The organism is Sphingopyxis sp. 550A, from assembly GCF_053569535.1.
On the sequence record NZ_CM131615.1, the window covers coordinates 4657756 to 4672551 of the forward strand.

The 14796-nt window shown below is 66.3% G+C and carries 13 protein-coding genes and 2 pseudogenes; 7 read left to right on the plus strand and 8 right to left on the minus strand.

Going from position 1 to position 14796, the window contains the following annotated elements; translation table 11 throughout:
* Positions 1-376: 376 nt before the first annotated feature.
* The 5 genes and pseudogenes from ACVENA_RS22545 to ACVENA_RS22565 form a co-directional block, all read left to right on the plus strand.
* Positions 377-1264 (plus strand): annotated as a pseudogene (locus ACVENA_RS22545) (N-acetylmuramoyl-L-alanine amidase family protein); the annotation flags it as partial.
* 4 nt (positions 1265-1268) lie between these two features.
* Positions 1269-2414, plus strand: coding sequence for a DSD1 family PLP-dependent enzyme (locus ACVENA_RS22550; RefSeq protein WP_449327118.1), 1146 nt, complete (start codon positions 1269-1271; stop codon positions 2412-2414).
* Positions 2415-2531: 117 nt separating this feature from the next.
* The gene (locus tag ACVENA_RS22555) at positions 2532-5033 is read left to right on the plus strand and encodes a penicillin-binding protein 1A (protein ID WP_449327119.1); all 2502 of its coding nucleotides are present in this window, start codon (positions 2532-2534) and stop codon (positions 5031-5033) included.
* A gap of 62 nt (positions 5034-5095) precedes the next feature.
* Positions 5096-6223, plus strand: a complete 1128-nt coding sequence (gene prfB / locus ACVENA_RS22560; RefSeq protein WP_449327120.1) for a peptide chain release factor 2 — start codon at positions 5096-5098, stop codon at positions 6221-6223.
* Positions 6223-6945 carry a class I SAM-dependent methyltransferase gene (locus ACVENA_RS22565; protein WP_257547293.1) on the plus strand — a complete coding sequence of 241 codons (723 nt, stop codon included), beginning with the start codon at positions 6223-6225 and terminating at the stop codon, positions 6943-6945. The genes prfB and ACVENA_RS22565 overlap by 1 nt, the downstream gene beginning before the upstream one ends.
* Before the next feature lie 31 nt (positions 6946-6976).
* Here ACVENA_RS22565 and ACVENA_RS22570 read toward each other — a convergent pair whose 3' ends face one another.
* From ACVENA_RS22570 to ACVENA_RS22605, 8 genes and pseudogenes are all read right to left on the minus strand, one after another.
* Entirely contained in the window at positions 6977-7342 is a 366-nt protein-coding gene (locus ACVENA_RS22570) for a DsrE family protein (protein ID WP_449328985.1), read from the minus strand.
* On the minus strand, positions 7330-8079 hold the full coding sequence (locus ACVENA_RS22575; RefSeq protein WP_449327121.1) for a HesA/MoeB/ThiF family protein: 750 nt from the start codon (positions 8077-8079) through the stop codon (positions 7330-7332). Before ACVENA_RS22575 ends, ACVENA_RS22570 begins: the two co-directional genes overlap by 13 nt.
* 93 nt (positions 8080-8172) lie before the next feature.
* A pseudogene (gene dut / locus ACVENA_RS22580) lies at positions 8173-8604 on the minus strand (dUTP diphosphatase); the annotation flags it as partial.
* On the minus strand, positions 8597-9946 hold the full coding sequence (locus ACVENA_RS22585; RefSeq protein WP_449327122.1) for a bifunctional phosphopantothenoylcysteine decarboxylase/phosphopantothenate synthase: 1350 nt from the start codon (positions 9944-9946) through the stop codon (positions 8597-8599). The gene ACVENA_RS22585 and the pseudogene dut, both read right to left, overlap by 8 nt.
* Before the next feature lie 2 nt (positions 9947-9948).
* Positions 9949-10245, minus strand: coding sequence for a CcdB family protein (locus ACVENA_RS22590; RefSeq protein ID WP_257547299.1), 297 nt, complete (start codon positions 10243-10245; stop codon positions 9949-9951).
* Positions 10245-10490: a type II toxin-antitoxin system CcdA family antitoxin gene (locus ACVENA_RS22595; protein WP_257547301.1), complete on the minus strand. Its 246-nt coding sequence runs from the start codon at positions 10488-10490 to the stop codon at positions 10245-10247. Before ACVENA_RS22595 ends, ACVENA_RS22590 begins: the two co-directional genes overlap by 1 nt.
* 44 nt (positions 10491-10534) lie before the next feature.
* Positions 10535-12079, minus strand: coding sequence for a 2-polyprenylphenol 6-hydroxylase (gene ubiB, locus ACVENA_RS22600; RefSeq protein WP_449327123.1), 1545 nt, complete (start codon positions 12077-12079; stop codon positions 10535-10537).
* A 142-nt stretch (positions 12080-12221) separates the two neighbouring features.
* Positions 12222-12959: a class I SAM-dependent methyltransferase gene (locus ACVENA_RS22605; protein WP_449327124.1), complete on the minus strand. Its 738-nt coding sequence runs from the start codon at positions 12957-12959 to the stop codon at positions 12222-12224.
* A gap of 93 nt (positions 12960-13052) precedes the next feature.
* Here ACVENA_RS22605 and mutM point away from each other — a divergent pair, with 93 nt between their 5' ends.
* Together mutM and rpsT are read left to right on the plus strand one after the other, a co-directional pair.
* Entirely contained in the window at positions 13053-13865 is an 813-nt protein-coding gene (gene mutM / locus ACVENA_RS22610; RefSeq protein WP_449328986.1) for a bifunctional DNA-formamidopyrimidine glycosylase/DNA-(apurinic or apyrimidinic site) lyase, read from the plus strand.
* 189 nt (positions 13866-14054) lie between these two features.
* On the plus strand, positions 14055-14318 hold the full coding sequence (rpsT, locus tag ACVENA_RS22615) for a 30S ribosomal protein S20 (RefSeq protein ID WP_257547308.1): 264 nt from the start codon (positions 14055-14057) through the stop codon (positions 14316-14318).
* Positions 14319-14796: the final 478 nt, after the last annotated feature.

Sequence of the window (14796 nt, forward strand, 5' to 3'; positions counted from 1 at the left end):
TCATCCGGGTGGACTGACGGACGTGCGTTCTTCCCCACGTGCCCGGCACCGGGGCGGCCTCGATCCGCGATTCGCGCGGGCCGGGCCTTCCCCTCAAAAGGCCGGACGGCGCCGGGAAGGACACCGTCAGTGTGGGGGGTGCTAGCATCGGCATGCGCCCACGGCAACCTCGCCACCGCACAAAGATGGGAATATGTCACCCTATTGCAACCATCACGCGCCTTTCGCGAACGGTTAACCGCTGTTTGACAGGATAGGCCTAATAAGGGATTCACCGTGTTTCACGGCCGAGGGCTTCATGGTTTCGAACAGACGCTGGATCATTTCATGGTCGCGACGCGGCGGTCGGGCGGCCGCGCTGGGGTTCGCTTTCGCGAGCCTGTCGTCGCCGATGGCGCAATCGGCTGATGCCTTCCGGCACAGCACCGGGCTGGAGCGCGTCTCGCGGCCCGATATCGCCCGGTATCGCGCCGAGCGCCCGAAAAAGCGCTACAGCGTCACCGTTCCGATCGGCAAGCCGAAGCCCGCGCTGCCGCTTCCCGCGATCGAGGGACCTGCCGACCCGCGCCTGCCGCTCGTGGTGATCGACGCGGGGCATGGCGGGCACGATCCCGGCGCGATCTCGCCGCACGGCGGCCAGCGCGAGAAAGACATCACGCTCGCGCTCGCCAAGGCGATCCGCGATGCACTGGTCGCGCAGGGCCGCGTGCGCGTTGCGCTGACCCGCGCCGACGACCGCTTTCTGGTGCTCGAGGAGCGCTACGGCATCGCACGGCGGCTGAAGGCCGATCTCTTCCTTTCGATCCACGCCGATGCCGCCGCGAACGAACAGGCGCACGGCGCCTCGGTCTATACGCTGTCCGAGGTCGCATCGGACCGCGAGGCGGCGCGGCTCGCAGCGCGTGAGAACAAGGCGAACATCATCAATGGCGTCGACCTCGGCGCGCATGGCAGCGCGGTGTCTTCGATCCTGCTCGATCTCACGCAGCGCGAGACGATGAACACCGCGTCGGATTTCGCGCGCCTGCTCCAGCGCGAGGCGTCGGACGAAGTCGATTTTCGCACCACCGCGCATCGCTTCGCGTCGTTCGTGGTGTTGAAGGCGCCCGACACGCCGTCGATCCTGTTCGAGACCGGCTTCGTATCGAACAAGGCGGACGCCGAATTCCTCTCGTCGAAGGCGGGGCAGCAGAAGATTGCGCGCGGGGTGCGCGATGCGGTGCAGATTCATTTCGCGCGCCGGATCGCGGCGACGGGACGCTGACGACATGAGCGACGACCTTGGCCTTCATGCGCCTCTGATCGGCCGGCAGGGCTCGCGCGCCGACCTCAACACGCCGGTGCTGGTGCTCGACGTTGCGGCGCTCGACCGCAATATCGCGGCGATGGCTGCACACGCGGCCGGTCACGGCGTCGGCCTGCGCCCGCATGCCAAGACGCACAAGAGCGTCGATATCGCGAAGCGCCAGATCGATGCCGGGGCGCTCGGCGTCTGCTGCGCGAAGATCGGCGAGGCCGAGGTGCTGGCCGAAGGCGGTATCGCGGGTATTCTCATTACCTCGCCGGTCGCCGCGCCGCGCGCGATCGAACGGCTCGCCGCGCTCGCGGCGCGTGCCGACGGGCTGATGGCGGTCGTCGACCATCCCGCCGTCGCCGAACGCATCGACGTGGCGCTGGAAACCGCAGGCGCGACGCTCGACATCGTGATCGACATCGATCCGGGCATCCGGCGTACCGGGGTCGCGTCGGCTGAGGCGGCGGTCGATCTCGCGCGCGAGATCGCGGCGCTGCCGCGCCTTCGCTATCGCGGCGTCCAATATTATTGCGGATCGCAGCAGCATATCGAGGATTATGCCGAACGCCGCGCCGCGATCACCGAGCGCACCGATTATCTGAAAAGCGTGATCGCGGCGCTTGCCGATGCAGGCTTCGCGCCCGAAATCGTTACCGGATCGGGCACCGGCACGCACCGGATCGACCTCGACCTCGGCGTCTTTACCGAGCTTCAGGCGGGATCCTATGTCTTTATGGACAAGCAATATCTCGATTGCGATTTGACAGGTGCCGGCGATGCTCCGTTCGAGGTCGCGCTCGGCGTCGATGCGCGCGTCGTCAGCGCCAATCATTCGGGACTTGTCACGATCGACGCCGGGTTCAAGTCGCTGTCGACCGACGGCGGGGTCGCGGTTGTCCGGCGCGGCGCGCCCGAGGATGCGCGCTTCGCCTTCATGGGTGACGAGCATTCGGTGCTGATCGCTTCCGGTATCGGAGACCGGCTCGCGCCGGGCGATCCGGTGACGCTGACGGTTCCGCACTGCGACCCGACGGTGAATCTCTACGACCATTATCATGTCGTGTCGGGCGATACGCTGGTCGCGATCTGGCCGGTGAGCGCGCGCGGGCGGGCGCGTTGATCTTCTACTGACGTCGGAAGGGGCCGGTGCCGCCGAGCCAAAGCGCAGCCCGCCGCAACCCCGCTTCCCTTTCGCGCGCGCAGCCTTTAGAGGCTTGGCCCTATGCCGTCCGAGACCATGTCCCATTTCCGCTACCGCCTGCGCCGCGACGGCAATGCGGCCATATCCTGGTTTCGCGAGATGTGGCTGCGCCGCTGGTTCCGCTGGCTCGGCTATCTGGCCGGTGCGGGGCTGCTGGCGCTGATCCTCGGCTGGGTCGTCTTCGCGCGCAACCTGCCGTCGGTCGACCAGCTTCGCGATTACGAGCCGCCGCTGCCGACGATGGTCCGCGATGCCGAGGGCAAGCCGGTCCACAGCTATGCGCGCGAACGGCGCGTCCAGCTCGAATATAGCGAGTATCCGCCGCTCCTCGTCCGCGCCTATCTGGCCGCCGAGGATCGCACCTTCTTCGAACATGGCGGGATCGACTATCCCGGTATCGTCAGCGCGATCATCACCAATCTGACGAACAGCGGCCGTCCGATCGGTGCTTCGACGATCACCCAGCAGGTGGCGAAGAACCTGCTCCTGACCAACGAAGTCAGCTATACCCGCAAGATCCGCGAGGCGATCCTCGCCAAGCGCATCGAGGCGGCGCTGACCAAGGAGCAGATCCTCGAACTTTATCTGAACGAGATTCCGCTCGGCCGCCGCAGTTTCGGCGTGCAGGCGGCGGCGCGCGCCTATTTCGACAAGGATGTCGATCAGCTCGCGCTCCACGAAATGGCTTTCCTCGCCATCTTGCCGAAGGCGCCCGAAACCTATGGCCGCGCGCGCAATGCCGGCAAGGCGATGGCGCGGCGCAATTTCGTCCTTTCGGAAATGTTCCGCAACGGCTGGATCACCGCCGCGCAGCGCGACGCCGCGCAGGCGATGCCGCTCGGCCTCTCCGAAACGGGCAACAAGGCGGTCGCGCAAGTCGGTGGCTATTATATGGAAGAGGTGCGCCGCCAGCTCATCGACCAGTTCGGCGAGACTCCCGACGACGGCCCGCTGTCGGTCTATGGCGGCGGCCTGTGGGTTCGCACCGCCTATGACGGCAAGATGCAGGATGCGGCGACGAGCGCCTTGCGCAAGGGGCTCCAGCGATATGACGCCGGCAAGGGCTGGTCGGGACCGATCGCGCGGATCGATGTCGACGATCAGTGGCAGAGCCGTCTCGCGTCGAGTTTCATCGGCATCGACTATGACAATTGGCGGGTTGCGGCGGTGCTGTCGAAATCGGCCGGCGGCGCGCGGATCGGCTTTGCGAACGGCGATACCGGCACGCTTCCGGCAGGCGCAGCCGCGCTCGGTTATCGCAAGACCGGCGGCAGTGCCTTTTCGGCGATGCGCCCCGGCGACCTGATCGCGGTCAAGGCGACGGCGCCCGGCGTCTACCAGCTTCGCAACATTCCCGAAGTGTCGGGCGGCATGGTCGTCGAAAGCCCGCATTCGGGTCGCATCTATGCGATGCAGGGCGGCTTCGACGTGCGCCTGTCGCCGTTCAACCGCGCGACGCAGGCCGAACGCCAGCCGGGATCGACGATCAAGCCCTTCGTCTATGCGACCGCGCTCGACAACGGCATGACCCCGGCGACGATGATCGTCGACGGCCCCTTCTGCGTCTATCAGGGTGCGAACCTTGGCAACAAATGTTTCCGCAACTTCGGCGGCGGCGGTGGATCGGGCGAGCATACGATGCGCTGGGGCCTCGAACAGTCGCGCAACCTGATGACCGTGCGCACCGCGAGCCAGATCGGGATGGAACCGATCGTCGAGACGATCAAGACGATGGGCATCGGCAAGCACGAACCCTATCTGTCGACTGCGCTCGGCGCCGGGACGACGACGGTCGAGCGGATGACCAACGCCTTTTCGATGCTCGCGAACCACGGCCGCGAATTGAAACCGCGGCTGATCGACTATGCGCAGGACCGGCGCGGCAAGGTGATCTTTCCGAAGAACTGGCGTCCGTGCGATGGCTGTAATGCCAAGGATTGGGACGGGCGGCCGATGCCGCGGTTCGCGCCGTCGGGCAAGCAACTCATGGATCCGCTGACCGCCTATCAGGTCGTCCACATGCTCGAAGGCGTCGTCCAGCGCGGCACCGCGGTGCGGCTGCGCGATCTCGGCGTGCCGCTGTTCGGCAAGACCGGGACGACCACCGGACCGAATGACGTCTGGTTCGTGGGCGGTTCGCCCGACGTCGTCGCCGGCGTCTATATCGGCTTCGACAAGCCGCGGAGCATGGGCGGCTATGCGCAGGGCGGCAGCTTTGCGGCGCCGATCTTCAAGGATTTCTTCCTCGGCGCCTTGGCGGACGCGCCCCCGGTGCCGTTCACGGCGCCGAAGGGCATTCGTATGGTGCGCATTGACCGCCAGTCGGGCCGCCGCGTCTATGGAAGCTGGCCGGGCACCGATCCGAAAGCAGCGATCATCTGGGAGGCTTTCAAGCCCGAAAGCGAGCCGCGAAGGACCATCCGCGAAGAGGAAATCAAGCCGGTCAAGACGCCGAAACGCCAAGATACACCCGTCCAGCAGGGCAATGGTCGGCGCACCGACGCCGACTTCCTCGACGATCGCGGCGGGATCATCTGACGCTTGTCTATGGCGCGCCAGCCTTTATGGCCGGTGCCAACCGAATTTCAGGAGCTAAGACCATGCGCGCCGAAGCGCAGGATCATGTCGATACGATCAATGCCGCGCTGGCGCTGCTGCGCCGGTTCCTCGATTGGGACCGCGCCCTGCGCCGGCTCGACGAACTCAACGCGAAGGTCGAGGATCCGACGCTGTGGGATAGCCCCAAGGCGGCGCAGGAGGTCATGCGCGAACGCCGCCGTCTCGACGAGGCGATTACCGCGACGCGCGCGATCGAAAAGGAGATGGCCGACACCGTCGAGCTGATCGAGCTTGCCGAGATGGAAGGCGACGAGGCGCTCGTCGATGATGCCGTCGCCAGCCTTGCGGCGCTCGCCGCCCGCGCCGAGGATGACAAGATCAAGGCGCTGCTCGCCGGCGAAGCCGACAGCTACGACTGCTATATCGAGGTTCATGCCGGTGCCGGCGGCACCGAAAGCCAGGACTGGGCCGAGATGCTCCAGCGCATGTACAGCCGCTGGGCCGAAAAGCGCGGCATGAAGGTCGAACTGATCGAATATCAGGCGGGCGATCAGGCGGGGATCAAGTCGGCGACGATGCTGGTCAAGGGCGAGAACGCCTATGGCTATGCCAAGACCGAAAGCGGCGTCCACCGCCTCGTCCGCATCTCGCCCTACGACAGCTCGGCGCGTCGTCACACCAGCTTCTCGTCGGTGTGGGTCTATCCGGTGATCGACGACAATATCGAGATCGAGATCAAGGAAAGCGACCTCAAGATCGACACCTATCGCGCCTCGGGCGCGGGCGGGCAGCACGTCAACACCACCGATTCGGCGGTGCGCATCACCCATATGCCCACCGGCATCGTCGTGGCGTCGCAGATCGACCGCTCGCAGCACAAGAACCGCGCGACCGCGATGGGAATGCTGAAAGCGCGCCTGTACGAAGCGGAGCTGCAGAAGCGCGAGGCCGAAGCATCGGGCGAATATCAGGCGAAGACCGAGATCGGCTGGGGCCACCAGATTCGATCCTATGTCCTCCAACCCTATCAGCTCGTGAAGGATTTGCGCACCGGCGTGACCTCGACCGCGCCCGGCGACGTGCTCGACGGCGCGCTCGATCCGTTCATGGCGGCGGCGCTGTCGCAGAAGGTGACGGGCGAAAAGGTCGAGGTGGAGGATATCGACTGATGATCCGCCGCGCGGCCTTGCTTGCCGCGCTGGCGGCGCTGTCGCTCGGCGGCTGCGACAATCCGTGGAGCAGCGACAGCGACCGCCCCGAGACCGCGCGCGAGTTTCCGCCCGCCGACCGGCCGGTTGCGCCGATCACCTCGACCAAATGGTCGACCGAGGAAGCGCGCGACCGCGTCAACGAGGCCGACGACATCATGGATTCGGCCGACGTCCGCCCCGGCATGACCGTCGCCGACATCGGCGCGGGTGACGGCTATTATACGGTGCGCCTGGCGCCGCGGGTCGGCGCCACGGGCCGGGTCCTCGCGCAGGACATCCAGCCCGAGGTGATCGAGCGCCTTGCCGACCGCGTCGCGCGCGAGCGACTCGACAATGTCTCGCTGAAACTCGGCGCGGTCGACGATCCGCGGCTGCCCGCGGGCAGCTTCGACCGCGTCTTCATGGTCCATATGTATCACGAGATCGGCGAGCCCTACGCCTTCCTGTGGCGGCTGCGTCCGGCGCTTCGCAAGGGCGGGCAGGTGATCGTCGTCGACGGCGACCGTCCGATCGCGCAGCACGGCACGCCCTTCCGCCTGCTCGTTTGCGAGTTCGAGGCGGTGGGCTACAAGCTCGTCTCCTATGACGACAAGGCGCACGCCGGGGGCTATCTCGCGCGCTTCGTCCCCTACGGCAAGCGGCCTGCGCCCGACGCGATCACCGTCTGCAAGAATCCGTGACCATAACGCCGCCTTCGCGGGGTGACGGCATTTAATAAACGACCAGCTGGTCTTCGGCGCCCGCCTCGCTCAGAAAGCTCACCAGCCCGCCCGCACGGATATCCGGCACCAACTCGCTCGCCCTCATGCCGGCAAGCGCCATGCCCGACTGGCAGACGACCAGCCGCACGCCCATTGCCATCGCCTCGGCGATCAGCGACGCGAGGTCGGGCTGGCCGGCGGCCCGGCGCGCGGGGTCGCCGTCGAACGAAACGGGGGCGCGGAGCAATGCCGCGGCCTCGCCTTGCAGAAAGACTCGCGTGGGGCGCCCCAGCGCGCTCGCCGCGGCCGCGGTTTCGAGCGCGGCATAGAAGCGGCCGCCGTCGGCGGTAGCGGCGATAAGGCTCAGCCCCCGCATATCGGGCACTCCGGTTCCTTGGCGATCGCGACCTCCCGCCAGCGTCGGTCGAGCATGTCGAGGATCGTCAGCCGGCCCGTCAGCGTCCGGCCCCAGCCGGTGAGCGCGCGCACTGCTTCGAGCGCCGCCATCGTCCCGACCATGCCCGCGAGCGCGCCCATCACCCCCTGCTCGGCGCAATTGATGCCGGGACGGTCGGGATCGTCGCCGACGAGGCAGGCATAGCAGGGGCTGTCGGCGCGCCAGCCTTCGTAAAGCGCGACCTGTCCCTCGAAGGCACCGATCGCGGCGGAGAGCAGGGGGATATGCAGCGCGACTGCGGCCGCGTTGACCGCGAGCCGGGTCGCGAAATTGTCGCAACCGTCGAGGATCAGGCCGGCGCCCGCGAGTAGCGCCTCGGCGTTGCCTGCATCGATCCGTTCCGCCATCACCACCGCTTCGACATGCGGGTTGATCTGCCGCGCGGCATCGGCCGCGATCTCGGCCTTCAGCGCGCCGAGGCCGGCGTCGGTGAAGAGCGGCTGGCGCTGGAGATTCGACAGCTCGATCCGGTCATGGTCGATGATCGTCAGCTTGCCGACGCCCGCTGCGGCCAGATAGGTGATCGCCGGACATCCGATCCCGCCCGCGCCGATAATGGCGACATGGGCTCCCTTCAGCTTCGCCTGCCCCGCGCCGCCGAAGGCGGGCAGGATGATCTGGCGCGCGTAGCGGTCGAGTTCGGCGTCGCTGAGCAAGGGCTATTCGCCCGGCTGGCGCATCTTCATCGCCGCGAGCGAGCCGACATTCTCGGGGATATTGTCGTCCTCGATGGCTTCGTCGCTGGCGACCCCGGTGGAGCCGAAGCCGCCCGTCCCGCGCGCGGTTTCGTCGAGCGTCTCGACCTCGGCGAAGGTGGCGCGCTGAACCGGGGCGGGGACGAGCTGTGCGATGCGGTCGCCGCGGGCGATCTCGAAATTATCGTCGGACAGGTTGGCGAGGATCACCTTCACCTCGCCGCGATAGTCGCTGTCGATCGTCCCCGGCGTGTTGAGGCAGGTGATGCCGTGCTTGAGCGCAAGGCCCGACCGCGGACGCACCTGCACTTCATAGCCGGGCGGGATCGCCATCGCGAAGCCGGTCGCGACCGCGTGGCGCGCGCCGGGGCGCAAGGTCAGCGTCTCGGCCGCGACGACGTCCATCCCAGCTGCGCCGTCGCTGGCATAGGCAGGCAGGGGCAGTCCGCCGCCGTTCGGCAGGCGCTGGATCGCGATTTCAATCATCGGAAGCGGGCAGGTGGGCGTCGAGCTCATCGGCGATCTTTTCCATCAATTTGCGGGCGACAGCATGCTTCGGCAGCCGGTCCCAACTGTCCACGCCAGCCGTGCTGACGATATGCACGCGGTTCGTCTCGCCGCCCATCGGGTCGGCGGAAACATCGTTGGCGACGATCCAGTCGCAGCCCTTGCGCGCGAGCTTCGCTTCGGCGTGCGCGATCACATCGTTGGTCTCGGCGGCGAAGCCGATCAGCAGCGGCGGGCGCCGCGGGCTTTTCGCAAGGCCGGCGAGAATGTCGGGATTCTCGGCCAGTGCGAGCGGCGGGACCGCGCCGCTGCCATCCTTCTTGATCTTCTGAGCTGCAGTATCGGCGGCGCGCCAGTCGGCGACGGCGGCGACCATGATCGCGGCATCGACGGGCAGGCCCGCCTCGACCTCGGCCGCCATCTCGCGCGCGGTCTCGACATCGACACGGATCACGCCCGGCGGGGTCGGCAGCGGCACCGGGCCGGCGATCAGTAGTACCTCGGCGCCCGCCTCGGCGGCCGCTGCTGCGATCGCGAAACCCTGTTTTCCGCTCGACCGGTTGGCGATGTAGCGCACCGGGTCGATCGGCTCGTGCGTCGGCCCCGCGGTAATCAGGATGCGGCGGCCGAACAGGGGGCGATGGTTTGCGGGCGCGAAGTCGGGCTGGCCGTCGATGTCCCCCTCCCGCTTGCGGGAGGGGTTAGGGGAGGGCGTGTCCGTGGGGTTGCCGCTTGCCAACGAAACAGGCCCTCCCCCGGCCCCTCCCGCAAGCGGGAGGGGAGAAGAAAGCGCCTTGTCGATTGCATCCCTGATCGCCTGCGGTTCGGGAAGCCGTCCCGGCCCATATTCGCCGCATGCCATTTCGCCCTCGTCGGGTTCCATCACGGTGATGCCGTCCCCGCGCAGCGTCGCGACGTTGCGCCGCGTTGCCGGATGCAGCCACATGCGGACGTTCATCGCGGGTGCTGCGAGCACGGGCTTGTCGGTCGCGAGCAGCAGCGTCGTCGCCAGATCGTCGGCGATGCCTGCCGTCATCTTCGCGAGCAGGTCGGCGGTCGCGGGCGCGACGACGACGAGGTCGGCCTCGCGGCTGAGCTGGATATGCCCCATCTCGACCTCGTCTTTCAGGTCGAAAAGATTTGTATAGACTTTATTCTCGCTGAGCGCGGCGAGCGTCAGCGGGGTCACGAACTGCTCGCCCGCGCGCGTCAGCACGCAGCGCACGACATAGCCCGACTTGCGAAGCAACCGGACGAGTTCGATGCTCTTGTAGGCGGCGATGCCGCCGCCGATGATGAGCAGGATGCGCTTGGCCGCCATCGTCATACTCCCGTCAGCAGCATATCCATCGCGTTCAATATGTCGTAGCGCCGGTCGGTCAGCGACGCGACGCGCAAACCGAGTTCCTTTGCATCAATGGCCGATGCCAATTGCGTCGCCATGATATGGCGCTGGCCGTCGATTTCGAAAAGCGGATGAAGGCGCGACAGCTTCTGCGCGGTTTGCGTCGGGACCAGCGGAACGACGAAGCGCGTGTCGAAATGACCGAGGAGATCACTCTGGCAATCGAGCAACAGTTCGTTTCCATCGCGGCTTCTGTAAACATCGAACTGCGGCATCAGAACAGCCGGTATTTGGCAAGCGGCAGCCCATGTTTGCGCGTATAATCGTTCCAGCTTTCGATCGCGGCGCGATTTTCTTCCTTCCACACGGCTTCGCGTGCCTTCTTCACCTCGGCGGCAAGACCGGCCTGACAGGCTTCGCTGACGTTGAGGCCCAGCCTTTTCGCCTCTTCGACCAGGTCGGCGCTCAGCGAGACATTGGTGGCCTTCTTGGGGCCTTCGAATCGGGCGGGACGGTTCATCGCCATTCTCCTTGCGCATATGATATGCGCATCGGTCTTTCGAATCAACCGAACCAGTTGAACGCGGCCGCTCCCGCCGCCGCGCCGACAAGCGCCGTCAGTGCATGACGCCACCAGACGCGCTTCTCACCCTTTTCCCACATCAGCGCGACGTCGGGCAGCGGCGGTGCGGGCGGTGCGCCGCCGGGCTTCGGCAATTGCGCGTCGAGGCGGCGGATGATGTCGGGGATCAGCGCCAGCGTCTTGCCCTGTTCGCGCAGGCCGTCGGCGAGCGCGGCCTCGGGGCCCAGTTCGTCGCGAATCCATTCGCGCACGAAGGGGCCGGAGACGTCCCACATGTTGATCTTCGGATCGAGCATCGTCGCCACGCCCTCGACCATCACCATCGTCTTTTGCAGCAGCAGCAGGTGCGGCTGCGTCTGCATGTCGAAATCGCGGGTGATCGCGAACAGCCCATCGAGCATCTGGCCGACCGAAAGCTCGCTCACCGGCTTGCCGCGCATCGGCTCGCCAACCGCGCGCAGCGCTGTCGCGAATTCCTCGACGCTGTGATAGTCGGGGACATATTGCGCCTCGAAGTGAATCTCGGCGACGCGGCGGTAATTGCCGGTGGTGAGGCCATAGAGGATTTCCGCGAGCCAGTAGCGCGCCTGCCGGTTGATGCGCCCCATGATGCCGAAATCGACCGCGACGATCGTGCCGTCGCCTTTCACGAACAAATTGCCCTGGTGCATGTCGGCGTGGAAAAAACCCTCGGCGATCGCCTGGCGGAGGAAGGCGTTGACGAGGTGCGCCGCCAGTTTCTCCATGTCGTGCCCCGCGGCGATCAACTGGTCGCGGTGCGAAATCTTGATGCCGTCGATCCAGTCGAGCGTCATCACCCGGCTCGCGGTGCGGTCCCAGTCGATCGCGGGCACCTCATAGGTCGGCACCCCGACCATCGCGTCGGCGAGTTCGGAGGCCGAGGCCGCCTCGCGGCGCAGGTCGAGTTCGCGCAGCGTCCAGCGGCGGAAATTGGCGATCACCTGTCGCGGGCGGAGGCGCGAGGCTTCGCCGCCAAAAGCTTCGAGATGCGCCGCCGCCCATTCATAGGTTTCGATGTCGCGCGCGAACTGCTTGTCGATGCCGGGGCGACGGACCTTGACCGCGACCTTGCGGCCGTCGGTCGTCACCGCGCGATGGACCTGCGCGATCGAGGCCGAGCCGACGGGTTCGGGGTCGAATTCGGCGTAGAGGCTTTCGAGCGGTGCCTCGAAGGTCTGCTCGATCTCGGCCCTGATACGCTCGAAGCCGACCGGGGCGAGCGCGTCCTGCAGGGTGAGCAGATTGCGCGCCGCTTCCTCGCCGACGAGGTCGGGGCGCGTCGCGAGCGTCTGGCCGAGCTTGACCGCGGCGGGACCGATCGCCTGAAAGGCCGCGGCATAATCGGGTATCCTCGGCTGGATCGTGCCGAAGCGCGCGAGGCGGCACAGGCGTTTCACGCCCGGCGGTGTCTGCGGCGCACTCTCGATCCCGCGCAGCGCCCCGTGGCGCGCGAGGATACGGCCCCATTTCAGCAGGCGGAAGATATGGGTGACGGGGCGGGTCACTTTCTCTCCCCTCCCGCAGGCGGGAGGGGCTGGGGGTGGGCAGCAACGGTGCGGACGGCCCACCCCGCTGCGACTAGCGAACAAGTTCGCAAGTCTCGCTGCCCCTCCCGCTTGCGGGAGGGGATAAATAGTGCGGTCACGCTCACGCTTTCCACCCGCTGTGGATCGCGACGAGGCCGCCCAAGATCGGTTCGACCTTGACTGCGGTAAAGCCTGCCTCGCGGATCATCCGCGCAAATTCGGGCATCGGCGGGAAACGGCGGATCGATTCGATCAGATAGCGATAGCTGTCCTCGTCCTGCGCGATCAGCTTGCCGAGCTTGGGCACCAGATGGTGCGAATAAGCGTCGTAGGCCTGCGCGAAGCCGGGCCATTCGTTGGTCGAGAATTCGAGGCAGAAGAAGCGCCCGCCATAGTGCAGCACGCGGTGTGCTTCGCTGAGCGCGGCCGGAATGTCGGTGACGTTGCGGATGCCGAAAGCGATCGTATAGGCGTCGAAGAACTGATCGGGGAAGGAGAGCTTCTCGGCATTCTGCTCGGACCAGACGAGGCTGTCGATGCCGCGCTCGGTCGCTCGCTCCATGCCGACGCCCAGCATGTCGGGATTGATGTCGGCGACGGTGATGCTCGCGCCCGACCGCTCCATGCGAAAAGCGATGTCGCCGGTGCCGCCGGCCATGTCGAGGATCGCTTCGCCGCTGCGCGGTTTCACGCGGCGCACGAAGCGGTCCTTCCAGAGGCGGTGCATCCCGCCCGACATCGCGTCGTTCATGATGTCGTATTTGCGCGCGACACGGCTGAACACTTCGCCGACCATCGCAGTCTTCTCGCCCGCGGGAACCTGTTCATAGCCGAAGCTGACGGTGTCGGGAGTGGCCATGGATCGCGCGCCTTTTGCGGGGAGAGATAAAGTCGAAAGGCCTTTAGCCGGGCCTTGCCGCCCGCGCAAATGGCGCGTAGCCCGATGCGCGATATGCCCGAACTTCCCGAAGTCGAAACCACCGTCCGCGGCCTTGCTCCCTTCCTCGAAAGGCAAAGGCTGACGGCGGTCACCACCTTCCGCCCCGACCTTCGCCGCCCCTTTCCCGCCGATCTCGCGCAGCGGCTCACCGGCGCGACCGTCACCACCCTGTCGCGCCGCGCCAAATATGGCATCGTGTCGACCGACCGCGACGATCATATGATCTTCCACCTCGGCATGTCGGGGCGCTGGCGGACCGAGGGCGGCGAGGCGGGGAAGCACGACCATCTGCTGCTCGAAACCGGCGCGGGGCACCGGCTGTTCCTTCACGATCCACGGCGATTCGGGTCGGTCGACCTGGTGAACGGCGATCCGCTGGCGCTGTTCCCGGCGTTCGTGACCTTGGGCCCCGAGCCTTTGTCCGACGATTTCGATGCTGCCTGTCTGGCACGGGCGCTGGCCGGTCGGCGCGCGCCGATCAAGGCGATGCTGCTCGACCAGACGGTCGTTGCGGGGCTCGGCAACATCTATGTCTGCGAAGCGCTCAACATGGCGAAGATTTCGCCGCTGAAGCCCGCGGCCGATGTGTCGCGCGCGAAATTCGCGGCGCTGGTGCCCGCGATCAAGGCGGTGTTGACCGCCGCGATCGCCGCGGGCGGATCGACCTTGCGCGATTTCCTGAGTCCCGAGGGCGACCTCGGCTATTTCGCGAAGGACTGGCGCGTCTATGGGCGCGAGGGCGAGCCATGCGAATGCGGCGGGACGATCGCGCGCGTCGTGCAGAGTGGGCGATCGACCTTCTTTTGCCCGAAATGCCAGCGTTGAGGGGCCTTTGTGCCGCAATAGGCATTGACCGGACAGCCCTTCGTGGCTATGGGCGCACCCTTCGAGCAGGGTCCGGTCGTCCGGAACCGGCCGCATCCGGACATTGATTCGCCGCACCTCGCGCGATTCGGCTGCTCCGATGAGGCTGTGCTCCGACCATGTTGACCGTTTGAAAGACTAGAGGAATTTATGGCCAATACGCCGCAGGCAAAGAAGCGCATCCGTCGCAACCAGGCGCGCGCTACCGTGAACAAGAATCGCGTTTCGCGCATCCGCACGCTGGTGAAGAAGGTCGAGGCGGCCGTCGCTTCGGGCGACAAGGACGCCGCGGCGACCGCGCTGAAGGCTGCGCAGCCCGAAATGGCGCGCGGCGTCGCCAAGGGCGTGCTCCACAAGAATACGGTTGCCCGCAAATATTCGCGCCTGACCAAGAGCGTGAACGCGATCGCCTGATCGATCGTCCCGAAAGGGTACAAAAATGCCCGCCGGCCCGATGCCGGCGGGCATTTTTTTGTGCGTCCGTTCGTGACGCCGTGATGGCAGTTGTGTTGCAGCGCGGTAAGTGACGGATTTGCTGCGATTCGCTGCTGTCATAATTGGCGTCACAAATAAGATTTTGAAAAATATAGGGAAATTGTAGTTCCGACGCGATTCCGACCCCCCTTGCGAGTCAAGATTTTTATTTCAGTATTTTTACACCCGCCGGGCTTGATCGACTCGCGCCGCCTTGCCTAGACAGGGGGAGTCATCGGCCTTCGCTGGTGGCCGTCACATCGACATGATTCGTGCTCTTTCGGACTGCGTGTCCGGGACGGAATGTTTGCGTCCTGACGCAGGCAGCGACGAATTTGCGTGTGACCGGCCGCGCGAGGAACCGAACGGGGGCAGCGAGGGGCGGCACGGCGTGATACAAGGCGGGGATCGGCATGGC

Bases quoted from the DNA above. Each gene is read 5' to 3' on its own strand.
- ACVENA_RS22550 (WP_449327118.1), top strand. From the start codon at position 1,269: ATGAGCGACGACCTTGGCCTTCATGCGCCTCTGATCGGCCGGCAGGGC.
- ACVENA_RS22555 (WP_449327119.1), top strand. From the start codon at position 2,532: ATGTCCCATTTCCGCTACCGCCTGCGCCGCGACGGCAATGCGGCCATA.
- prfB (WP_449327120.1), top strand. From the start codon at position 5,096: ATGCGCGCCGAAGCGCAGGATCATGTCGATACGATCAATGCCGCGCTG.
- ACVENA_RS22565 (WP_257547293.1), top strand. From the start codon at position 6,223: ATGATCCGCCGCGCGGCCTTGCTTGCCGCGCTGGCGGCGCTGTCGCTC.
- ACVENA_RS22570 (WP_449328985.1), bottom strand. From the start codon at position 7,342: ATGCGGGGGCTGAGCCTTATCGCCGCTACCGCCGACGGCGGCCGCTTC.
- ACVENA_RS22585 (WP_449327122.1), bottom strand. From the start codon at position 9,946: ATGGCGGCCAAGCGCATCCTGCTCATCATCGGCGGCGGCATCGCCGCC.
- ACVENA_RS22590 (WP_257547299.1), bottom strand. From the start codon at position 10,245: ATGCCGCAGTTCGATGTTTACAGAAGCCGCGATGGAAACGAACTGTTG.
- ACVENA_RS22595 (WP_257547301.1), bottom strand. From the start codon at position 10,490: ATGAACCGTCCCGCCCGATTCGAAGGCCCCAAGAAGGCCACCAATGTC.
- ACVENA_RS22605 (WP_449327124.1), bottom strand. From the start codon at position 12,959: ATGGCCACTCCCGACACCGTCAGCTTCGGCTATGAACAGGTTCCCGCG.
- mutM (WP_449328986.1), top strand. From the start codon at position 13,053: ATGCCCGAACTTCCCGAAGTCGAAACCACCGTCCGCGGCCTTGCTCCC.
- rpsT (WP_257547308.1), top strand. From the start codon at position 14,055: ATGGCCAATACGCCGCAGGCAAAGAAGCGCATCCGTCGCAACCAGGCG.